Below are 22,123 nucleotides of genomic sequence, written 5' to 3' on the forward strand. Positions count from 1 at the left end.
ATGGACAAGTTCACCAAGCTGACCGGTGTCGCCGCGCCGCTGCCGATGATCAATGTCGACACCGACATGATCATCCCCAAGCAGTTCCTGAAGACGATCAAGCGCACCGGCCTCGGCAAGAACCTGTTCGACGAGATGCGCTACGACGACGCCGGTGCGGAGAAGCCGGACTTCGTGCTGAACAAGCCCGCCTACCGCAACGCGCAGATCCTCGTGGCCGGTGCGAACTTCGGCTGCGGGTCGAGCCGGGAGCACGCGCCCTGGGCACTTCTCGACTTCGGCATCCGCTGCATCGTCGCCCCGTCCTTCGCCGACATCTTCTACAACAACTGCTTCAAGAACGGCATCCTTCCGATCAAGCTGCCGCAGGAGCAGGTGGACAAGCTGATGGAGGACGCCGAGCGTGGCTCCAACGCCACGCTCACGGTGGACCTCGAGAACCAGACGATCCAGGGCCCCGACGGCGGCACGATCGCGTTCGAGGTCGACCCCTTCCGCAAGCATTGCCTGCTGAACGGCCTCGACGACATCGGCCTCACCCTGCAGAAGGGCGACGCCATCGACGGGTTCGAGGCGAAGCGCAAGCAGAGCTTCCCCTGGCTCGAGCAGGGCAGCGCGGCCTGATCCTTCTTCCGCCGATCCGTCCGGCCGCCCTGACCCGGCGGCCGGCCGCCTATCGGGGCGACATGCCCATCACCTGACACAAGAGGACCCGACATGTCCCGCACTCTTCTGATCCTTCCCGGCGACGGCATCGGGCCGGAAGCCATGGCCGAGACCGTGAAGGTCATCGACTGGTTCAACGCCAACCGCGCCACGGGCTTCGAGATCGAGGAAGACCTCGTCGGCGGCTGCGCCTACGACGTGCACGGCAAGCCGCTCGCGGACGCCACCATGGACCGGGCGCAGCAGGTGGACGCGGTCCTGCTCGGCGCGGTCGGCGGGCCCAAGTGGGACAATCTCGACTTCTCCGTGAAGCCGGAGCGCGGGCTCCTGCGCCTGCGCAAGGAAATGGACCTGTTCGCCAACCTGCGCCCGGCGATCTGCTTCCCGGCGCTGGCCGATGCCTCCTCGCTGAAGAAGGAGCTGGTCGAGGGCCTGGACCTCATGATCATCCGCGAGCTGACGGGCGGCGTCTATTTCGGCGAGCCGCGCGGCATCACCCAGATGAACGACGGCACGCGCCGCGGCGTGAACACGCAGGTCTACACGACCGAGGAGATCCGCCGCGTCGCGCGCGTCGCCTTCGACCTAGCCCGCAAGCGGTCGAACCGCGTCCTGTCCTCCGAGAAGGCGAACGTGATGGAATCCGGCATCCTCTGGCGCGAGGAGGTGCAGTGGGTCCACGACAACGAGTTCCCGGACGTGGAGCTGTCGCACATGTACGCCGACGCCGTGGCCATGCAGCTCGTCCGCCGGCCGAAGCAGTTCGACGTGATCGTGACCGACAACCTCTTCGGCGACATCCTGTCGGACGAGGCATCGATGCTCTCGGGCTCTCTCGGCATGCTGCCGTCCGCCTCGCTCGGCGCCGCCGATCCCGCGACCGGCAAGCGCAAGGCGCTCTACGAGCCGGTGCACGGGTCGGCGCCCGACATCGCGGGGCAGGGGATCGCCAACCCGCTCGCCTGCATCCTCTCCTTCGCCATGTGCCTGCGCTATTCCTTCGACATGGGCGCGGACGCCGACCTGCTGGAGGCAGCCGTCTCCAAGGTGCTCGACGACGGCGTGCGCACCGGCGACATCGCCGAGCCCGGCGTGGCCCCGGTGGGAACGAAGGAGATGGGCGACGCGGTCGTCGCCGCGCTCGGCGCGCTGGCCGCATAGGTGGCAACGCGGGGCTTGCGCCTTGACATGGTTAATGTTTTTCTGCGGCGGACGGGGCGAACCCTGCCCGCCGCAGAATTGTAAGCGCGGCTTTACGTTCGGTGTCTTGGCGGCTTGCCAGAATGGCGGGCAACCGATCTTCCCCCTCTCTCCCTGCGCTGGTCCCGTGCCGGTAATGTATTGAATCCAGAAGAAAAAAAAATTCAGGCACAATCCGCTGGAAGTTGGCCCGCAGATTGCTTCCCTGTCTGGCACTGTTGGAAGATGGTTCGCGGGTTGTTGTGAGCGGGCCGACTGGAGGAAGACATGTTCAACGTTAAGGCTCTCATTGCGGGTCTCGTGTTCGGCGCGCTCGCCGCCACGTCCGCACAAGCTGCGCCGGCAGTCGGCACGATCGACTTCGGCGTTTCCGGGTCCGAAGGCGCGTTCACCTACGACGACGCCACCAAGACCATCACGTTCAGCGTGGGCACGTTCACCGTCGACAACGCAACGGGCGACTTCGTTGCGCTGATCGGCGATGCGGGCACGATGACCAACCCGATCGACCTGGACGGCGTTCTGCCGATCTCGCCGCTGTGGACGGTCAGCGGGTTCGAATTCGAAGCCACGCAGATCTTCGACATCGACTACAATGTGTCGTCCATCGCCGGCTTCGTGAGCGAGACGCTCTCGTTCAAGGCGCTCGGCTACCTCGACGACACGGGCGGCTCCTACGACACGTCGTTCGGCATCTGGGAATACACCGGTCAGCGCACCGGCGGTTCCGCCGGCACGTGGTCGGGTTCGGGCGCCTTCCGCGCGCCGGAGCCGGGCATCCTCGCCCTGGTCGGCGTTGGCCTGCTGGGCCTCGGTCTCGCGCGTCGCCGCGCCTGATCGATCTATCCAGCGGTCTGCAGATTTGACGGCGGCGGGGGAACCCGCCGCCGTTCTTCTGCGTTGGGATTGGAGGGCCGGACGATTGCGTTCCGGCCCGCACTGCATTATGTGCGCACGCGAAAGGCCCGCCGGCGGTAACCGGCGGCGGGAGCAACAAGGAGAAGAACGTTCATGTCCTATTCTGTCGCCGTCGTGGGCGCGACCGGCAATGTGGGCCGGGAGATGCTCAACATCCTCGCGGAGCGGGAGTTCCCGGCCTCCGAAGTGCATGCGATCGCCTCGCGCCGGTCGCTGGGCGTCGAGGTGTCCTTCGGCGACCGAACGTTGAAATGCCAGGACCTGGAGCAGTTCGACTTCTCCAAGGTCGACTTCTGCCTGATGTCGGCGGGCTCGGCCGTCTCCAAGGACTGGTCGCCCCGGATCGGCAAGGCGGGCGCCATCGTGATCGACAACTCGTCCTGCTGGCGTTACGACCCGGATGTACCTCTGATCGTACCGGAAGTGAACGCGGACGCGGTCGCGGGCTACACGAAGAAGAACATCATCGCGAACCCGAACTGCTCGACCGCGCAGATGGTCGTCGCGCTGAAGCCGCTGCATGAGGCCGCGGGCATCAAGCGTGTCGTCGTCTCGACCTACCAGTCGGTCTCGGGCGCCGGCAAGGACGCCATGGACGAGCTGTTCGAGCAGACGCGCGCCATCTTCGTGAACGACCCGAAGGAGCCGAAGAAGTTCACCAAGCAGATCGCCTTCAACGTGATCCCGCACATCGACGTCTTCATGAAGGACGGCTCCACCAAGGAAGAGTGGAAGATGGTCGCGGAGACCCACAAGATCCTCGACCCGAAGATCGAGCTGACGGCGACCTGCGTGCGCGTGCCGGTCTTCGTCGGCCACTCAGAATCGATCAACATCGAGTTCGAGCGTCCGATCACGCCGGAGGAGGCGCGCGACATCCTGCGCGAGGCGCCGGGCCTGATGGTCGTCGACAAGCATGAGGACGGCGGCTACGTGACGCCGGTTGAGTGCGTGGGCGACTATGCGACCTTCGTCAGCCGCATCCGCACCGACACCACGGTCGAGCACGGCCTGAACCTGTGGTGCGTGTCGGACAACCTGCGCAAGGGCGCGGCGCTCAACACGATCCAGATCGCCGAGACGATCATCAACCGCGGGCTGCTCAACAAGGCGGCCTGACAGGGCGCACGACCCAGGGAAAGAGGCAGGGGGCGGCTCTCCGGGCCGCCCCTTTGCCGTCTCAGGCGACGATGTCGCCCAGCAGCTTGGCAAGGCCCGCCGTCGGTAGGCTCTCGCGCCGGCCCGCCGCCTTGATCAGCGTCTCGATGCCGACGACCGTGCGGTGCATCGCCTTGTCGCCGGCCATGTCCTTCAGCATGAAGCCCAGCAGCAGGGCAGAGAGCGCGTCGCCCGTCCCCCGCGGCACACGCGGGCGGCGGTCGCTCGACACCCAGTGCGCCGTGTCGGGTGCGACCAGTGCGGTGCCGATCCGCCGTCCGGCCAGCGGGACGGAGGTGACGGCGACCACCGCGCCGCCTGCCTCGCGCGCTGCCGCCTCCGCCTCGTTGGGGCCGGTCACGCTGCGGCCCGTGAGCCAGGAAAGCTCGAACGCATTGGGCGTGGCGATGTCGGCCAGCGGCATCAGCCGGTCGCGGATGGCGGCCCCCGTGGCATCGGAGACATAGAGCCCGCGGTCCGCATCGCCCAGCACCGGGTCGCACATGTAGATTGCCTGCGGATTGGCCTCCTTCACCTGCTCGACCACCCGCACGGCCGCACGCACCTGGTCGGCGTCGCGGAAATAGCCCGTGATCACACCGCGCACGCGCATCAGCGCGCCGTCGTCGTCCAGCGTTTCGCCGATCGCCTCGATCTCCTCGGCGGGCGTGCGATGACCGACGGGCCGCGCGATCCCCGGGTGGGTGGACAGCACGCAGGTCGGCAGCGCCCAGACCTCGTGGCCCAGCACTTCCAGGCACGGCACCATGATGCGCAGGCCGACCGCGCCGCGCACGACATGGCTCGAAATCGCGAGAACCACCGGCGGCTCTGCCATGCGTCCCCTGTCCTCCATCAAGCGGTTGCGGCGCGGGCCCGTTCGGGTAGGCTCTCGCCCGCGATTGTTCTGACAGGGAAGCTTGTGCCGATGACCGAGACCGACGCAACCCCGATCCGTCCCCGCCGCTCCGTCCTGTACATGCCGGGGTCGAACCCGCGCGCGCTGGAGAAGGCGAAGACGCTGCCCGCCGACGCGCTGATCCTCGATCTCGAGGACGCGACCGCCCCGGAGAAGAAGGACGAGGCGCGCGATCTCGTCACGGCTGCCGTGCGCAAGGGCGGCTATGGCGGGCGGGAGATCGCGGTGCGCATCAACGGTCTCGACACGCCGTGGGGCATGGCCGACCTCAAGGCCGCGGTGAAGGCCGCGCCCGACGCGATCCTCGTGCCCAAGGTTTCCGCGCCCGCGATGGTCGTGGAGGTCGAGAAGCTGATGCAGGACCTGCGTGCCGACGACAGGACCCGCATCTGGGCGATGATGGAGACGCCGCGCGGCATGCTGCATGCGGAGGCGATCGCGGCCTCATCCACGCGGCTCGACTGCTTCGTCATGGGCACGAACGACCTTGCCAAGGACCTGCGCGCCCGCTTCGTGCCGGGCCGCGCGCCGCTTCTGCCTTCGCTCGGGCTCTGCCTGCTGGCGGCGCGGTCCTACGGCCTCGCCATCGTCGACGGGGTGTGCAACGCCATCGACGACACGGAGGCGCTGGAGGCCGAATGCCGCCAGGGCCTCGACATGGGCTTCGACGGCAAGACCCTCATCCACCCGAAGCAGATCGAGGTGACGAACCGCGTCTTCTCGCCCGACCCGGACGCGCTCGACCTCGCGCGCCGCCAGATCGCGGCGTTCGAGGCGGCGCAGGCCGAAGGCAAGGCCGTCGCCGTGGTCGACGGCAAGATCGTGGAGAACCTCCACGTTGCCGAGGCCCGCCGCCTCGTCGCCCTCTCCGACGCCATCGCCGCGATGTGAACTTGTCCCCGCGCGCTCCGGGCGGTGTAGAGTGGTAGCGTCGGACAATGTTGCATGTATTTCGTCTACATTCTCGCCAGCGGGCGGGCAGGCACGCTCTATGTCGGCATGACGAACGATATCCGTAGACGCGTCTGGGAGCATCGAGAGGGTGTCGCAGACGGATTTACCAAGGCCCACGGCGTGAAACGTCTCGTCCACGTCGAGGTGTTCGAGACGGCCTTGCAGGCGATCCAGCGGGAGAAGGCGCTGAAGCGCTGGCGAAGGAACTGGAAATGCAATCTGATCGAGCGGGAAAACCCGGAATGGAGCGACCTCTTCGACACCCTCGGACCGTCGTGAGAACGGATGCCTGGCACGGAGGCCGGGCATGACGGGGGGCTGGGGAATGGCAGATCTGCGGCGCATCGGCGGTCGCGACGACAGTTCGGAACGAAGCCGCTCCCCCATTTCCGTCATCCCCGGGCCTGTCCCGGGGATCCATGACCCCGGCGCGGGCTGACGGGCATGGGCGCAAGCAACCCGCACGCACGGGACGCACAAACGAACGCACTGGACAACAGGCACGACATGACCAAGACGAACACCGGCAATTTCTTCGAGGATTTCCGCCTCGGCCAGACGATCCGGCACGCGACCCCGCGCACGGTGACAGCGGGCGACCAGGCCCTCTACACCGCGCTCTACGGCTCGCGCTTCGTGGTGCCGTCGTCGGATGCCTTCGCCCGCGCGCTGGGCTATGGGGCCGCGCCCATCGACGACCTGCTCGCCTTCCACATCGTGTTCGGCAAGACCGTGCCCGACATCTCGCTCAACGCGGTCGCGAACCTCGGCTATGCGGACGGGCGCTTTGTTGCCCCGGTCTATCCGGGCGACACGCTCTCGACCGCGTCGGAGGTGATCGGCCTGAAGGAGACCTCGAGCGGCAAGACCGGCATCGTCTACGTTCGCTCGACCGGCACCAACCAGCGTGGCGAGACGGTCATGTCCTACGTTCGCTGGGTGATGGTGCGGAAGCGGGACGAGGGCGCGCCCGCGCCCGATCCCGTGACCCCCGACCTGCCGGAGGCGGTCGCCGCCGCCGACCTCGTGCCGCCCGCGGGTCTCGACCTCGCGGCCTACGACCTCGATGCGGCGGGCAGCCCGCACCTGTGGGGCGATTATGCGGTGGGAGAGAAGATCGACCACATCGACGGCATGACGGTGGAGGAGGCCGAACACCAGATCGCCACCCGCCTCTACCAGAACACCGCCAAGGTGCACTTCAACCAGCATGTCGAGGGTCAGGGCCGGTTCGGCCGCCGCCTCGTCTATGGCGGGCACGCGATATCGACGGCCCGCGCGCTCAGCTTCAACGGCCTCGCCAACGCCTTCGCCATCGGCGCCATCAATGCGGGCGCGCACGCCAACCCGGTGTTCGCAGGCGTCACCCTTTATGCCTGGTCGGAGATCCTGGACAAGGCCGAGACGTCCGCTCCCGGCGTCGGCGCCCTGCGCGTCCGGACCGTGGCGACGAAGGACCGGGCGTGCGCCGATTTCCCCCTGAAGGGCGAGGACGGCAAGTACGACCCCGCGGTCGTTCTCGACCTAGACTATTGGGTGTTCATGCCGAAACGGTAGGGCGGCCTTGCGGGCGATAGCGTCTGGAATGTGGCGCTGCGGGATGCTAGAGCGTCCGCATTGACGCGCCGCCCGCCGGCGCTATGGTTCCTTCGGGTTGAGCGGACCCCCTTGCGGCGCATGGCCGCGCCCCAGGGGTCCGGGGCAAAGGGTGAGGCAAGGCATGGCCAACGCGAAGACCGGGACGGACCGGCCGCTTTCTCCGCATCTGCAGATCTACCGGCCGCAATTGTCGTCGATGCCGTCGATCACGCACCGGATCACGGGCATGGCGAACGCGGCGGGGCTGATCCTGCTGACCTGGTGGCTGGTGGCGATGGCGACGGGCGCGGGCGCCTTCGACGCGGTGCAATGGTTCCTCGACAGCATCCTCGGCCGCATCATGCTGTTCGGCTGGACCTGGGCGCTCTGCTACCACTTCCTGAACGGCATCCGCCACCTCGTCTGGGACGCGGGCTTCGGGTTCGAGGTCGAGACGATGGAGCGGTCGGCGAAGATGGTGATCGGCGGCTCGGTGGTCCTGACCCTGCTGGTCTGGATCGTCGTGGCGATCGTCTGAGGGGAGAGGGCAGGATCATGGCAGACTTCCGCACGCCGCTCGGCCGCGTCTACGGTCTGGGCTCCGCCAAGGACGGCACCGGCCACTTCATCCGCCAGCGCGTTTCCGCCGTGGCGATGGCCGTGCTCGCCATCTGGTTCGTCGTCTCGATGATCGGGCTCGCCGGCGCCGGCCATGCCGAGGCGACGGCCTGGCTCGCCCGCCCTGTCAACGCGATCCCGATGCTGCTCCTGGTGATTGCGGCGTTTTATCACGCCCGCCTCGGCCTCCAGGTGGTCATCGAGGACTATGTTCATGGCGAGGCGGCGAAGATGTCGCTGCTGATGCTCGTGACGTTCGCCACCTTCGGGCTGGGCGTCGCGTGCGTTTTCTCGATTCTGAAAGTCGCCCTCGGGGCGTAAGGGGTAGTGAGCATGGCGAGCGGGAACGGAAAGTCCGCCTACAAGGTGATCGATCATTCCTTCGACGTCGTCGTGGTGGGCGCGGGCGGCGCGGGCCTGCGTGCGACCGTCGGCTGCGTCGAGGCCGGGCTCAAGACGGCCTGCGTGACCAAGGTGTTCCCGACGCGCTCGCACACGGTTGCGGCGCAGGGCGGCATCGCGGCGTCTCTCGGCAACATGGGGCCGGACGACTGGCGCTGGCACATGTACGACACGGTGAAGGGCTCCGACTGGCTCGGCGACCAGGACGCGATCGAGTATCTGTGCCGCGAGGCGCCCAAGGCCGTCTACGAACTCGACCATTACGGCGTGCCCTTCAGCCGGACCGAGGAGGGCAAGATCTACCAGCGCCCGTTCGGCGGCCACATGCAGAACTTCGGCGACGGCCCGCCGGTCCAGCGCACCTGCGCCGCGGCCGACCGCACCGGCCATGCCATCCTGCACACGCTCTACGGCGCGGCGCTGAAGCACAATGCGGAATTCTTCGTGGAGTATTTCGCTCTCGACCTCCTCATGGAGGACGGGGCCTGCCGGGGCATCCTCGCCTGGAATCTCGACGACGGCACGATCCATCGCTTCAACGCCAAGATGACCATCCTGGCGACCGGTGGCTACGGGCGGGCCTATTTCTCCTGCACCTCGGCGCACACCTGCACGGGCGACGGCAACGCGATGGTGCTGCGCGCCGGTCTGCCGCTGCAGGACATGGAGTTCGTGCAGTTCCACCCGACCGGCATCTATGGCGCGGGCTGCCTCATCACCGAGGGGGTGCGCGGCGAGGGCGGCTATCTCGTGAATTCCGAGGGCGAGCGCTTCATGGAGCGGTACGCCCCCTCCGCCAAGGACCTCGCCTCGCGCGACGTCGTCTCGCGGTCCATGACCATCGAGATCCGCGAGGGGCGCGGCGTCGGCAAGGGCAAGGACCACATCTACCTGCACCTCGACCACCTCGACCCGGCGGTCATTCACCAGCGCTTGCCGGGCATCGCGGAATCGGCGCGCATCTTCGCCGGCGTCGACGTGACGAAGGAGCCGATCCCCGTGCTGCCGACCGTCCACTACAACATGGGCGGCATTCCGACGAACCATCTGGGCGAGGTCGTGACGCTCAAGGACGGCAACCCCGACACGATCGTTCCGGGCCTGATGGCGGCGGGCGAGGCGGCGTGCGCGTCCGTCCACGGCGCGAACCGTCTCGGCTCGAACTCGCTGATCGACCTCGTGGTGTTCGGCCGGGCGGCTGCCTTGCGCGCGGCCGAAATCATCGCGCCCGGTGGCGCGATCCCGAAGGCGCCGGAGAGCGAGACGGAGAAGGCGCTCGCCCGCCTCGACCGCTTCCGCCACGCCAAGGGCGGTACGCCGACCGCACAGCTTCGCGAGAAGATGCAGCGCGTCATGCAGGACAATTGCGCGGTGTTCCGCACCGGCGACGTCCTGGAGGAGGGCGTGAAGCTCATTCAGGAGGTGTGGGACGGCACGCCCGACATCGCGGTCACCGACCGCTCGATGATTTGGAACTCCGACCTCGTGGAGACGCTGGAGTTCGACAACCTGATCCAGCAGGCGGTCGTCACCATGAACTCCGCGTCCAACCGGACGGAGAGCCGCGGCGCCCACGCGCGGGAAGACTATCCCGACCGCGACGACGAGACCTGGATGAAGCACACGCTTGCCTGGTTCACCGACGGCAAGGCGGAACTGGACTACCGTCCGGTTCACGCGCACACGCTGTCGAACGAGATCGCCTACATCGCGCCCAAGGCGCGGGTCTATTGAGGGGGACGAACGGACAATGGTCCAGCTGACGCTTCCCAGGAACTCCCGGGTCAACGCCGACGGCAAGGTCTGGCCGAAGCCCGAGGGTGCGACCAACACCCGCACCTACCGGGTCTATCGCTGGGACCCGGAAGGGGGCGAGAACCCGCGTGTCGACACCTATCATGTCGACCTCGACGATTGCGGGCCGATGGTCCTCGACGGTCTCATCTACATCAAGAACAAGATCGACCCGACGCTGACCTTCCGCCGGTCCTGCCGCGAGGGCATCTGCGGCTCCTGCGCGATGAACATCGACGGGACGAACACGCTCGCCTGCCTGAAGGGCATGGACGAGATCAAGGGCGACATCCGCATCTATCCGCTGCCGCACATGCCGGTGGTGAAGGATCTCGTGCCGGACCTGTCGAACTTCTACGCCCAGCACGCCTCCATCCAGCCCTGGCTGCAGACGAAATCGCCGACGCCGGGCACCGAATGGCGGCAGAGCGAGGACGACCGCGCCAAGCTCGACGGCCTTTACGAGTGCATCCTGTGCGCCTGCTGCTCGACCTCGTGCCCGAGCTATTGGTGGAACGGCGACAAGTACCTCGGCCCCGCCGTGCTGCTCCAGGCCTACCGCTGGCTGATCGACAGCCGCGACGAGGCGACGGGCGAGCGCCTCGACAATCTCGAGGATCCGTTCCGCCTCTACCGCTGCCACACGATCATGAATTGCGCGAAGACCTGTCCGAAGGGCCTCAACCCGGCCAAGGCCATCGCCGAGATCAAGAAGATGATGGTCGAACGGCGCGTCTGACGGACACGCCGCGCGGTCTGCGTTCCGGCACCCCGGTCCCTCCAAGGGCCGGGGTGTTCGCGTTTCGGGGACCCGTCGCGCAAAGACTGGAATCATTACAAACTAGCGCTTGAAATTGCGAACCGATTGCAATAACTTCTCCCCCGAAGGAGAAAGCCCATGCGGATCGCAAAGACGGCAACCTATGGCACGATGCACCTCGCGGTGGCGGTGACGGTCGCCTATGCGGTGAGCGGAAGCTGGGCCGTGGCACTCGGCATCGGGCTGCTTGAGCCTGCGGTGCAGACGGTCGCCTACATGCTGCACGAACGCTTCTGGGACCGCCGGTCGCGGGTCCGCGGCGTGCCGAACCCCCCGGTCGATGCCTGCCACGGTCATGACCCGCGGGGCATTTTCGCCGCCTGATCCTTCTCAGCGCGATCTCTCTTCTTGCCAAGAGTTCCATGCTTCCATAAACATCGAAATATGGAACAGGAAGATGCCGCCCGCCTCTTTTCCGCCCTGTCGCAGGAAACGCGCCTCGCCGTGGTGCGGCGTCTTGTTCGTGCGGGGCGCGGCGGCTGCGCGGCGGGCGACCTCGCCGAGGGGCTGGGCGTCGCGCCTGCAACGCTCTCCTTTCACCTGAAGGAGTTGACGCACGCTGGCCTCGTCTCCTCCCGGCGGGAGGGACGGTCGATCCGCTATGCGGCCGAGCTTGAGCGGGTGTCCGCGCTCGCGCGTTTCCTGCTCGAGGAATGCTGCGCCGAGGATGCCGATCCCGCCGCCGACTGCCGCGCGGTCCCGGCCTGCGCGCCCGCCCGAACCCGCGAACCCCAGGGGGGCTGACCCGATGAAGCACGTCCTGTTCCTGTGTACAGGCAATTCCGCCCGGTCGATCCTTGCCGAGGCGATCCTCGGCCGCCTCGGCGCCGGGCGGTTCGTTGCGCACAGTGCCGGCAGCCAGCCCAAGGGCGCGGTGCATCCGCTGGCGCGTGATCTCTTGGCGTCGCTCGACTATCCGGTCGCGGGGCTTCGCTCCAAGGCGTGGGACGAGTTTGCCGCACCCGGCGCGCCCGAACTCGATTTCGTGTTCACGGTCTGCGACAACGCCGCGGGCGAGGTCTGCCCGGTCTGGCCGGGCCAGCCCATGACGGCGCACTGGGGAATTCCCGATCCGGCTGCCGCCGAGGGAACGGAGGTTGAGCGCCGCCTCGCGTTCGCCGAGGCCTACCGCATGCTGCACCAGCGCATCGACATCTTCGTCAACCTGCCCTTGGCCTCGCTCGACCGCATGTCCTTGTCGCGCCGGCTTGCGGAGATCGGCAATCTGCCCGCGTCCGCCGCTCGCTCCGAACCCGCCTGAGAGGCAGCCTTTCGCCCATGTCGCTCTTCGAACGGTATCTCTCCCTCTGGGTGGCGCTGGCCATGGCGGGGGGCGTGGCGCTCGGCCACCTGGCGCCCGGGCTCGTCGCCGGGCTGGCCGCGCTCGAATACGCCAGTGTCAACCTGCCCGTCGCCGTCCTGATCTGGGCGATGGTCTACCCGATGATGGTCGCTGTCGATTTCGACAGCCTGCGCCACATTGGCGACCGTCCCAAGGGGCTCATCCTGACGCTCGGCGTGAACTGGCTCGTGAAGCCCTTCACCATGGCCGGCCTCGGCGTGCTGTTCTTCGAGGTCGTGTTCGCGGACCTGATCGCGCCGGAAGACGCGCAAGCCTATCTCGCGGGCGTCATCCTCCTGGGAGCCGCGCCCTGCACGGCCATGGTCTTCGTGTGGTCGCAGCTGGTGCGCGGCGACGCCACCTACACGCTGGTCCAGGTGTCCGTGAACGATGTCGTCATGGTCTTCGCCTTCGCGCCCATCGTGGCCTTCCTGCTGGGCGTCACCGACATTTCCGTGCCGTGGGAGACGCTGCTGCTCTCCGTCGCGCTCTATGTCGTGATCCCGCTGGCCGCAGGGATCCTCACGCGCCGGGCGCTCGTGGCGGGTGTGCGGGGCCCTGCCGCGGACGCGCGCGTTGCGGCCTTCACCGCGCGCGTGAAGCCTGCCTCCGTCGCGGGACTGATCGTGACCGTGCTGCTGCTCTTCGCCTTCCAGGGCGGGACGATCCTCGACCGCCCGCTGGTGATCGCGCTGATCGCGGTGCCGTTGCTGATCCAGACCTATGGCATCTTTGCCGTGTCCTATCTCGCCGCCTGGGCGTGGCGTGTGCCTTTTCCCGTTGCTGCGCCCTGCGCGCTGATCGGCACATCGAATTTCTTCGAGCTGGCGGTTGCCGTTGCGATCAGCCTCTTCGGCCTGCAGTCCGGCGCTGCGCTTGCGACTGTCGTCGGCGTGCTGGTCGAGGTGCCGGTGATGCTGTCGCTCGTCGCCTTCGCCAACGCCACGCGCAACCGCTTCCCGGCCTGAGCCGCGCTTCTCCCCTGCGTCCGACCCACTTGCGGGCGCATCCGCCGCCCGTTAAGTCAGAGGGCGAGAGAACACGCGGGACGCAAGGAGGGACGGCCATGGCGGAGACGCTCTATCATTTCATCGGTGGCAAGCGGGTCGAGGGCAAGAGCGGACGCTTCGGCGACGTCTACTGGCCGATGACGGGCGAAGTGGCGGCGAAGGTGCCGCTCGCCAGCACGGACGAGGTGCGCGCCGCCGTCGCCAACGCCAAGGCCGCGCAGCCCGAATGGGCCGCCACCAATCCGCAGCGGCGCGCGCGCGTGCTGATGAAGTTCCTGCAGCTTGTCGATGCCGAATACGACAGCCTCGCCGAGACGCTGGCGCGCGAGCACGGCAAGACCATCCCCGACGCCAAGGGCGACATCCAGCGCGGGCTCGAGGTCGTGGAGTTCGCCTGCGGTGTGCCGCACCTGCAGAAGGGCGAATATACCGAGAGCGCCGGCCCCGGCATCGACATGTACTCGATGCGCCAGCCGCTGGGCGTGGTCGCCGGCATCACGCCGTTCAACTTCCCGGCCATGATCCCGATGTGGAAGTTCGCGCCCGCGATCGCGGCGGGCAACGCCTTCATCCTCAAGCCGTCCGAGCGCGACCCCTCGGTACCGCTGCGCCTTGCCGAACTTCTGCTCGAGGCCGGGCTGCCCGCCGGCATCCTCAATGTCGTCAACGGCGACAAGGAGGCGGTGGACGCCATCCTCGACGATCCGGACATCCAGGCCGTGGGCTTCGTCGGCTCCACACCCATCGCGCACTATGTCTATTCGCGCGCAACCGCGGCCGGAAAGCGCGCCCAGTGCTTCGGCGGCGCAAAGAACCACATGATCGTCATGCCGGATGCCGACATGGACCAGGCGGTCGACGCGCTGATCGGCGCGGGCTACGGCTCGGCCGGCGAGCGCTGCATGGCCATCTCCGTCGCCGTGCCGGTGGGGGAGAAGACCGCCGACACGCTGGTCTCCAAGCTCGCCCGGCGCGTCGAGTCGCTGAAGATCGGCCCCTCCACCGATCCGTCCGCCGACTTCGGCCCGCTGGTGACCGCCCAGCACCTGCAGAAGGTGAAGGACTATGTCGACATCGGCGTGAAGGAAGGCGCCGAACTGGTCGTCGACGGGCGCGAGTTCACGCTGCAGGGCTACGAGAACGGCTACTACATGGGCGGCTGCCTGTTCGACCGCGTGACCCGCGACATGCGCATCTACAAGGAGGAGATCTTCGGTCCCGTCCTCTCCGTCGTGCGCGCGAAGGACTATGAGGAGGCGCTGTCGCTGCCGAACGAGCACGAATACGGCAACGGCGTCGCCATCTACACCCGCGACGGCGACGCGGCGCGCGACTTCGCTGCCCGCATCAATGTCGGCATGGTCGGCATCAATGTGCCGATCCCGGTGCCGCTCGCCTACTACACCTTCGGCGGCTGGAAGCGGTCGGGCTTCGGCGACCTGAACCAGCACGGGCCGGACGCCATCCGCTTCTACACCAAGACCAAGACCGTGACCTCCCGCTGGCCGTCCGGCCTGAAGGAGGGGGCGGAATTCGTCATCCCCACGATGAAGTAGGGACGCACCTTGGGACGTCAGGCAGGCAGCAGGGCCGGGGCGCACCCCCGGCCCCGCGCATTGAAGGCGGGCGGCGCGCGGTGAGCGCGGGAACGGCGAGACCGGCGGTCGTCGCCCGCTACCGTGCGCTCGTGGACGAGGGTGCGGTGCACTTCGACCCTGCGCAGGAGGCCGCGGTCGAGAAGCTCGGCATCCTCGCGCTCAGGCTCAAGGACTACGATCCTGCAACGCCACGCCTCTCGCCGCGCGGCTGGTTCGGCTTAGGTCGCAAGGCCGCGCGTGCCGAGCCGATGCTGCAGGGTCTCTATCTCTACGGCGGCGTCGGGCGCGGCAAGTCCATGGTCATGGACCTGTTCTTCGAGACGGTTGACTTCGAACCGAAGCGCCGCGTCCACTTCCACGCCTTCATGCAGGACGTCCACGCCCGCGTGAAGGCGGAGCGCGCGGGCCGCGACGGCGATCCCGTGCCGCGCGTGGCGAAGGCGCTGGCGGCGGAGGCGCTGCTCCTCTGCTTCGACGAGTTCCAGGTGACCGACATCGCCGACGCCATGATCCTCGGCCGGCTCTTCACCGCGCTGTTCGAACATGGCGTCGTGGTGGTCGCGACCTCCAACCGCCCGCCGGACGACCTCTACAAGAACGGCCTCAACCGCCAGCACATCCTGCCCTTCATCGCGCTGCTGAAGGAGAAGATGGACGTGCTGGAACTGGATGGCGGCACCGACTACCGGCTGGAGCGGCTGAAGGCGGTGGAGGTCTACCACAGCCCGCTGGGGCCGCAGGCCGACGCCGCCATGGACCGGGCGTGGGCGACGCTGACCGACGGTGCAGCAGGCCTGCCGCGGCACCTGGAGGTGCAGGGCCGCACGCTCACCATCCCGCATGTCGCCGGGGGCATCGCGCGCATGTCGTTTCCGGACCTGTGCGCCCGGCCGCTGGGCGCGGCGGACTATCTGGCGCTGGCCCGCACCGTCCACACGCTGCTCGTCGACCGGATTCCGGTCATGGGGCCGGAGAAGCGCAACGAGGCGACCCGCTTCGTTTATTTGATCGACGCGCTCTACGAGGCGCGGGTGAAGCTCGTCTGCTCGGCGGATGCCGAGCCTGACGACCTCTACGTCCAGGGCGACGGGGCGTTCGAGTTCGCGCGCACGGCATCGCGCCTGCACGAGATGCGCTCGGCCGATTATCTCGAGGAAGCCCACCGCGACTGATGCGCGGGCCGGGGCGCTCAGTCGGTGTCGGCGTCCCCATCCCCGTCGGCGTCCACCGCCCGTTCCACGCGGACCTCGCGCCGCTTGCGCACCTCCGCGGGCTGCTCGCTCTCTCGTTCCTGCGTGCCGGCCGATCGCGCCTCGCCGGGATGGAACAGGCGTTCCAGCCGGTCCAGATCGCGGATGTGGATGTCCTGCTGCGGGAAGGGGATCTCGATGTCCGCATCGCGGAAGCGCCGGGTGATGTCGAAGCGGATGTCGCTCGCCACCTGGAACTTGTGGCCGATGTCGGCGACGTAGAGGATCAGGGTGAAGTCGAGCGAGCTTGCCCCGAACTCCATGAAATAGACGACCGGCGAGGGGTAGGAGAGCGTCTGCGGGTGCGCGACCGCCGCTGCCATCAGGATGTCGCGGACCTTCTCCACGTCGCTTGCGTAGGAAACGCCGACATTGATCTTGATCCGGCCCATCCGGTTCTTGAAGTACCAGTTGGTCACGGGCGCGGCGATCAGTTCGGAGTTCGGCACGATCACCGAGGAGCGGTCGAAGGTCTCGATCTCGGTCGCACGCACGCTGATGCGCTTGACGAAGCCCTCTGCGCTCGACGCCTGTACCCAGTCGCCCACCTTCATCGGCCGCTCGACCAGCAGGATGATGCCAGAGACGAAATTGTTGACGATGTTCTGCAGTCCGAAGCCGATGCCGACCGACAGCGCGCCCACGACGATCGCCAGGTTGGAAAGGTCGAGCCCGACCAGAGACACCGCCGTCAGGCCCGCTATCACGAAGCCGACGTAGCCGATGCCCGTGGCGATGGAATCCTGCACGCCGGAATCGAGTTGCGTCATCGGCAGGATGCGGTTCGAGAGCAGCGTCTTGAGTTGCTTCGTCAGCGCCAGGACCAGAACGAAGCCGCCGATGCCGATCAGGATCTCGGTGACCGAGATACGGACCTCGCCGATCTGGAAGCCGGTTACGGCGGTTGCCAGCAGGCCCGTCAGGCTGCCCTGGTCCGCCCCCCACAGTGGCAGGAGGAGAAACACGCCCGCCGCGATCAGGGCCACGTCGATGGCCAGAGACGCCCATGCCAGCGCGACCCGCCCCTTCTGGCTGTCCTCCTGCGCGCGCGCAGCCTTGCGGCGTGTCAGCTGGTCGCGCAGAAGCTCCACCAGCAGAACCCGGCTCAGCATCAGCACGGTGATGATGGCCGCCGTCAGGAGCGCCCGATCCGTCACGAAATCGGCAAAATGGTGATAGCCCACCAGCACCGCGGCCGAGGTCAGCACCGCCACGCCGCGTGCCAGCAGGCGCAGCGGTTTGGCCCAGCGCGTCATCGTGTGTGCCGCGGCCTCGCTTTCCGGGTCGTGGCCGACCTCTGCACCGTGGCTCTGCGCCCACGTGCGGCGCGCTGCCAGCATCCAGACCAGGACGGTGGTCAGCACGATCCCGCTGGCGCTCACGAGGGTCAGCAGCGCCCTGCCGCCCTCGGCATGGCGGATCGAGGCGAGCAGGATCTCCTTGACGACGAAGACGGCTGCAAGGCCGATCAGCAACAGCGTCGCACGCGTCGCGGCTGCGTCGGTGACGGGCACCAGGCGCCATGACGGCCGCGCGGGCGAGAAGGTGGCCCGGGTCAGCGACGCCGCGGCAACCAGCGCCATCAAGCCGCGGTAGGAGGTCTCGACGACCGCCGTCTCCAGCTCTCCCAGCACGCCGATCCGGAAAAGCGCCGCGTAGACCGCGGTGATCGCCAGCGCCATGGGCACCGCCCGAACCATCCCGACCAGCGCGGCGCGGACGACCCGCTCGGTGAAGTCCGGGGCGGGCCGGGACGCATCGCTCTCCGGGAGCACCCGCGCGATCAGCGTCCGCCGCAGCGGCCAGCCGATCGCCCAGGCCAGCAGGAAGACCGCGATCAGCCACATCCAGCGCGCCCCCAGTCCCTCGCCCGAGAAGAGCGTGCTGCGGCCGGTCCATGCGATCAGCGCCTCGGAGAATGCCGCGGACTCGGCCCCGGCGGCGGTCAGCGTTGCAGGCGCCAGGGGCAGCGGCCCGCGGGTCGATAGCCAGTCGATCAGCCGCGCGCGCTGAAAGCTCCCGATCCGGTCGCTGAGGGTCGAGGCTTCCGTCCGCCGCAATTCCAGCGCCTTGATGCGCCCGTCGATCCGGCTGATCTCCGCCTTCAGGTTCTCCCGCTCCTTCGCGATCTCCGCCGATTCCGGGGGATCCTTTTCGCCGGGGGGCGGCCCCAGCGCGTCGAGCTGCTTCTGCACCGCCTGCAGGTCGCCGCGCAGGGCCTCGCCGCGCGCAGCCGCGTTCGTCGCCGCCTGCTGCAACTGCTTGCGCAGCTCCGCGAGGCGTTCTTCGGACGTGTCGCGGCCCTGGAGTGCGAAATCCGTGCGGCGCTTGAGGCTGTCGAACGCTTCCGCGCTCATCACCTGCGGCGCGTCGTTGGCGGCCTGTTGCGCGCCCGCCGGAGCCGCGGCGGCAAGCTGCAGCAGGACCACGGCCAGCGCCGCCAGCGCCGCGAACAGCCGCACCGGCCTGACCGCCTGTCGCCGCAGCCTGCCATCCCGGAACCCGGTAGACCTTTGCGTCAGCTGCATTCCCGCATCTCCCGCGTTGCGCGTCTTGCGAACATCACACATGTGGCCGGTTGGTCCAACTTGCAGAGGGACGTCAATCGGGCTACACCCGCCGGCGATCCTTATCGGGCCAAACAAGGCCAGAAAACGACATCCGGAGGACGAACATGGCGCGCGCGAAAATCGCGTTGATCGGGGCGGGGCAGATCGGCGGTACCCTCGCTCATCTCATCGGGCTCAAGGAACTGGGCGACGTCGTCCTGTTCGATATCGCCGAGGGCGTCCCCCAGGGCAAGGCGCTGGACCTCTATGAATCGTCGCCCGTCGACGGCTTCGACAGCGCGCTGACCGGCACCAACGACTACAAGGACATCGCCGGTGCCGACGTCTGCATCGTGACGGCGGGCGTGCCGCGCAAGCCGGGCATGAGCCGGGACGACCTGCTCGAGATCAATCTCAAGGTCATGGAATCGGTGGGTCGCGGCATTGCCGAGCATGCGCCGGATGCCTTCGTGATCTGCATCACCAACCCGCTCGACGCCATGGTCTGGGCGCTGCGCCAGTTCTCCGGCCTGCCCCACGAAAAGGTCGTGGGGATGGCTGGCGTGCTCGACAGCGCGCGCTTCCGCACCTTCCTCGCGATGGAGTTCGGCGTGTCGGTCGAGGATGTGACCGCCTTCGTGCTCGGCGGCCACGGCGACACGATGGTGCCGCTGGTGCGCTACTCAACCGTTGCCGGTATCCCGCTTCCCGACCTGGTGAAGATGGGCTGGACGACGGAAGACCGGCTGGCGGAGATCGTGCAACGCACGCGCGACGGCGGCGCCGAGATCGTGAACCTGCTGAAGACCGGCTCGGCCTTCTACGCGCCGGCGGCCTCGGCGGTCGCGATGGCGGAAAGCTACCTGAAGGACAAGAAGCGCGTGCTGCCCTGCGCGGCGCACCTGACGGGCCAGTACGGCATCGAAAACTACTATGTCGGTGTGCCGACTGTGATCGGCGCCGGCGGGATCGAGCGGATCGTCGAGATCTCCCTCGACGACGCGGAGCGCGCGATGTTCAACAAGTCCGTCGACTCCGTGAAGGGCCTCGTCGAGGCCTGCCTGAAGATCAAGCCGGAGCTTGCCGGTTGAGCGGATCGCGCCAACGACAACCACGCGGGTTGCACGCGGCGAACGCGGTGCTATAACGCCCCCGGTTTTCCGGGGGCGTGCCCGTGCGCCCGCGTGCTCCTTACCCCGCAGCCACGAGCGGAAGCGACATGAACATTCACGAATACCAAGCGAAGTCCCTGCTCAAGACCTATGGCGTCCCCGTTCCCCGCGGTCACGTCGTGTTCAGCCGGGACGAGGCGGGCCGCGCGGCCGACGACCTCGGCGGGCCGGTCTGGGTCGTCAAGGCGCAGATCCACGCCGGCGGCCGCGGCAAGGGCGGCGGCGTGAAGGTCGTCAAGTCGAAGGACGCGGTGCTTGCGGAATTCGACAACATCATGGGCATGACGCTGGTCACCCACCAGACCGGCCCCGAAGGCCGCCTGGTGCGCCGCGTCTATGTCGAGGAGGGCTCGAACATCCAGCGGGAGCTTTACCTCTCGCTGCTGGTCGACCGCGCGACCTCGCACATCGCCTTCATCGCCTCGACCGAGGGCGGCATGGACATCGAGGAGGTCGCCGCGCACACGCCGGAGAAGATCTTCACGATGGACGTCGACCCGGTGCAGGGCGTGATGCCCTACCACGGGCGCAAGCTCGCCAAGGCGCTGGGCCTCACCGGCGACCTCGCCAAGCAGGCGGGCAAGCTGGCGCAGGCGCTCTACACCGCCTTCGTCGACACCGATGCGAGCCTCGTGGAGATCAACCCGCTGGTCGTCACCGGCGACGGCAAGCTCGTCTGCCTCGACGCGAAAATGAACTTCGACAGCAACAGCCTCTACCGCCGGCCGAAGATCGCCGAGATGCGCGACGAGACGGAGGAGGATCCGAAGGAGCTGGAGGCCTCGAAGTTCGACCTGAACTACATCGCGCTCGACGGCGAGATCGGGTGTATGGTCAACGGCGCCGGCCTCGCCATGGCGACCATGGACATCATCAAGCTCTACGGGTCGGAGCCCGCCAACTTCCTCGACGTCGGCGGCGGCGCCTCGAAGGAGAAGGTGACGGAGGCATTCAAGATCATCACCTCCGACCCGAACGTGAAGGGCATCCTGGTCAACATCTTCGGCGGCATCATGCGCTGCGACATCATCGCCGAGGGCGTGATCGCCGCGGCGAAGGAAGTGTCGCTCTCGGTGCCGCTGGTCGTCCGGCTGGCCGGTACGAACGTCGACAAGGGCAAGGAAATCTTGAGCAAGTCCGGTCTGAAGATCATCCCCGCGGACGATCTGGCGGACGCGGCCGAGAAGGTCGTCAAGGCCGTGAAGGAGGCGCAATAATGTCGGTTCTGGTCGGCAAGGACACCAAGGTCATCTGCCAGGGGCTTACCGGCGCCCAGGGGACCTTCCACACCGAGCAGGCGATCGCCTATGGCACGCAGATGGTCGGCGGCGTGACGCCGGGCAAGGGCGGGACGAGCCACGTGGGCCTGCCGGTGTTCGACACGGTGGCCGAAGCGCGCGAGAAGACCGGCGCCAACGCCAGCGTGATCTACGTGCCGCCGCCGTTCGCGGCGGACGCGATCCTCGAGGCGGCGGACGCCGGCATCGAGCTGGTGGTCTGCATCACCGAGGGCATCCCCGTCCTCGACATGATGAAGGTGAAGCGCTCGATCGCGGGCAGCGGTACGCGGCTGATCGGCCCGAACTGCCCGGGCGTCATCACGCCGGGCGAGTGCAAGATCGGCATCATGCCGGGCCACATTCACACCCGCGGTTCGGTCGGCATCGTGTCGCGCTCCGGCACGCTGACGTATGAGGCGGTGGCCCAGACGACGGCGGCCGGTCTCGGCCAGTCGACCTGCGTCGGCATCGGCGGCGACCCGATCAAGGGGACGGAGTTCATCGACGTCCTGGAGATGTTCCTCGCCGACGACGAGACCAAGTCGATCGTCATGATCGGCGAGATCGGCGGTTCGGCCGAGGAGGAAGCTGCGGAATTCCTTAAGGCTTCCAAGGTTAAGAAGCCCGTGGTCGGCTTCATTGCCGGCGTGACGGCGCCTCCGGGCCGCCGCATGGGTCACGCGGGCGCGATCATTTCCGGCGGCAAGGGCGGCGCTGGCGACAAGATCGAGGCCATGAAGTCGGCCGGCATTGCGGTGGCGGATTCGCCTGCCGCGCTCGGCTCGACCTTGAAAAAGCTGCTCGGCGGCTAAGTAGGTGTAAGGTCGGGGGCAACTTTTGACCAGGCGGCCGGCCCCCATGCCCCCGGGGACGACCGGTCACCGGATCCCGGCCG

General features: G+C 67.7%; 22 protein-coding genes. 20 read left to right on the forward strand and 2 right to left on the reverse strand.

Annotated features, from left to right (window positions below; all coding sequences use genetic code 11):
* From leuD to NJQ99_RS09655, 4 genes are all read left to right on the forward strand, one after another.
* Positions 1–624 (forward strand): 3-isopropylmalate dehydratase small subunit, encoded by a 624-nt coding sequence (gene leuD, locus NJQ99_RS09640; protein WP_269332617.1) that lies wholly within the window; start codon positions 1–3, stop codon positions 622–624.
* 93 nt (positions 625–717) lie between these two features.
* Complete coding sequence (leuB, locus tag NJQ99_RS09645; RefSeq protein WP_269332618.1) at positions 718–1,827, forward strand: 3-isopropylmalate dehydrogenase; 1,110 nt, start codon at positions 718–720, stop codon at positions 1,825–1,827.
* 306 nt (positions 1,828–2,133) lie between these two features.
* Complete coding sequence (locus NJQ99_RS09650) at positions 2,134–2,703, forward strand: PEP-CTERM sorting domain-containing protein (protein ID WP_269332619.1); 570 nt, start codon at positions 2,134–2,136, stop codon at positions 2,701–2,703.
* A 174-nt stretch (positions 2,704–2,877) separates the two neighbouring features.
* The gene (locus NJQ99_RS09655; protein WP_269332620.1) at positions 2,878–3,903 is read left to right on the forward strand and encodes an aspartate-semialdehyde dehydrogenase; all 1,026 of its coding nucleotides are present in this window, start codon (positions 2,878–2,880) and stop codon (positions 3,901–3,903) included.
* 61 nt (positions 3,904–3,964) lie between these two features.
* On the opposite strand, the gene pdxY is transcribed toward NJQ99_RS09655, so the two are convergent.
* On the reverse strand, positions 3,965–4,780 hold the full coding sequence (gene pdxY / locus NJQ99_RS09660; RefSeq protein ID WP_269332621.1) for a pyridoxal kinase: 816 nt from the start codon (positions 4,778–4,780) through the stop codon (positions 3,965–3,967).
* 90 nt (positions 4,781–4,870) lie between these two features.
* Between pdxY and NJQ99_RS09665 the strand changes: the two genes are divergently transcribed.
* From NJQ99_RS09665 to zapE, 13 genes are all read left to right on the forward strand, one after another.
* Positions 4,871–5,752: an HpcH/HpaI aldolase/citrate lyase family protein gene (locus NJQ99_RS09665; protein ID WP_269332622.1), complete on the forward strand. Its 882-nt coding sequence runs from the start codon at positions 4,871–4,873 to the stop codon at positions 5,750–5,752.
* A 54-nt stretch (positions 5,753–5,806) separates the two neighbouring features.
* Positions 5,807–6,094, forward strand: a complete 288-nt coding sequence (locus NJQ99_RS09670; protein WP_269332623.1) for a GIY-YIG nuclease family protein — start codon at positions 5,807–5,809, stop codon at positions 6,092–6,094.
* 228 nt (positions 6,095–6,322) lie between these two features.
* Positions 6,323–7,372 (forward strand): MaoC family dehydratase, encoded by a 1,050-nt coding sequence (locus NJQ99_RS09675; protein ID WP_269332624.1) that lies wholly within the window; start codon positions 6,323–6,325, stop codon positions 7,370–7,372.
* 163 nt (positions 7,373–7,535) lie between these two features.
* Entirely contained in the window at positions 7,536–7,931 is a 396-nt protein-coding gene (gene sdhC / locus NJQ99_RS09680; protein ID WP_269332625.1) for a succinate dehydrogenase, cytochrome b556 subunit, read from the forward strand.
* Positions 7,932–7,948: 17 nt separating this feature from the next.
* Entirely contained in the window at positions 7,949–8,332 is a 384-nt protein-coding gene (sdhD, locus tag NJQ99_RS09685; protein WP_269332626.1) for a succinate dehydrogenase, hydrophobic membrane anchor protein, read from the forward strand.
* A gap of 12 nt (positions 8,333–8,344) precedes the next feature.
* Positions 8,345–10,147 carry a succinate dehydrogenase flavoprotein subunit gene (sdhA, locus tag NJQ99_RS09690; protein WP_269332627.1) on the forward strand — a complete coding sequence of 601 codons (1,803 nt, stop codon included), beginning with the start codon at positions 8,345–8,347 and terminating at the stop codon, positions 10,145–10,147.
* Positions 10,148–10,163: 16 nt separating this feature from the next.
* A complete protein-coding gene (locus NJQ99_RS09695) occupies positions 10,164–10,946 on the forward strand; it encodes a succinate dehydrogenase iron-sulfur subunit (RefSeq protein ID WP_269332628.1) in 783 nt (260 codons plus the stop codon).
* Positions 10,947–11,105: 159 nt separating this feature from the next.
* Positions 11,106–11,351, forward strand: a complete 246-nt coding sequence (locus NJQ99_RS09700; protein ID WP_269332629.1) for a DUF2061 domain-containing protein — start codon at positions 11,106–11,108, stop codon at positions 11,349–11,351.
* Between the two features lie 60 nt (positions 11,352–11,411).
* Positions 11,412–11,771, forward strand: coding sequence for an ArsR/SmtB family transcription factor (locus NJQ99_RS09705; protein ID WP_269332630.1), 360 nt, complete (start codon positions 11,412–11,414; stop codon positions 11,769–11,771).
* 4 nt (positions 11,772–11,775) lie between these two features.
* Complete coding sequence (locus tag NJQ99_RS09710) at positions 11,776–12,288, forward strand: arsenate reductase ArsC (protein ID WP_269332631.1); 513 nt, start codon at positions 11,776–11,778, stop codon at positions 12,286–12,288.
* A gap of 17 nt (positions 12,289–12,305) precedes the next feature.
* Entirely contained in the window at positions 12,306–13,337 is a 1,032-nt protein-coding gene (arsB, locus tag NJQ99_RS09715) for an ACR3 family arsenite efflux transporter (protein WP_269332632.1), read from the forward strand.
* A 98-nt stretch (positions 13,338–13,435) separates the two neighbouring features.
* A complete protein-coding gene (locus tag NJQ99_RS09720; protein ID WP_269332633.1) occupies positions 13,436–14,935 on the forward strand; it encodes a CoA-acylating methylmalonate-semialdehyde dehydrogenase in 1,500 nt (499 codons plus the stop codon).
* An 80-nt stretch (positions 14,936–15,015) separates the two neighbouring features.
* Entirely contained in the window at positions 15,016–16,149 is a 1,134-nt protein-coding gene (gene zapE, locus NJQ99_RS09725) for a cell division protein ZapE (RefSeq protein WP_269332634.1), read from the forward strand.
* Between the two features lie 17 nt (positions 16,150–16,166).
* Here zapE and NJQ99_RS09730 read toward each other — a convergent pair whose 3' ends face one another.
* Positions 16,167–18,755 (reverse strand): mechanosensitive ion channel domain-containing protein, encoded by a 2,589-nt coding sequence (locus tag NJQ99_RS09730; protein WP_269332635.1) that lies wholly within the window; start codon positions 18,753–18,755, stop codon positions 16,167–16,169.
* 146 nt (positions 18,756–18,901) lie between these two features.
* Between NJQ99_RS09730 and mdh the strand changes: the two genes are divergently transcribed.
* The 3 genes from mdh to sucD all read left to right on the forward strand — a co-directional run bounded on the left by mdh (position 18,902) and on the right by sucD (position 22,040).
* Positions 18,902–19,867 carry a malate dehydrogenase gene (gene mdh, locus NJQ99_RS09735; protein ID WP_269332636.1) on the forward strand — a complete coding sequence of 322 codons (966 nt, stop codon included), beginning with the start codon at positions 18,902–18,904 and terminating at the stop codon, positions 19,865–19,867.
* A gap of 128 nt (positions 19,868–19,995) precedes the next feature.
* Entirely contained in the window at positions 19,996–21,165 is a 1,170-nt protein-coding gene (gene sucC / locus NJQ99_RS09740; RefSeq protein ID WP_269332637.1) for an ADP-forming succinate--CoA ligase subunit beta, read from the forward strand.
* A complete protein-coding gene (gene sucD, locus NJQ99_RS09745) occupies positions 21,165–22,040 on the forward strand; it encodes a succinate--CoA ligase subunit alpha (protein ID WP_269332638.1) in 876 nt (291 codons plus the stop codon). Before sucC ends, sucD begins: the two co-directional genes overlap by 1 nt.
* The last annotated feature ends 83 nt before the right edge of the window (positions 22,041–22,123 follow it).

Source organism: Futiania mangrovi (genome assembly GCF_024158125.1).
Taxonomy (GTDB): domain Bacteria; phylum Pseudomonadota; class Alphaproteobacteria; order Futianiales; family Futianiaceae; genus Futiania; species Futiania mangrovi.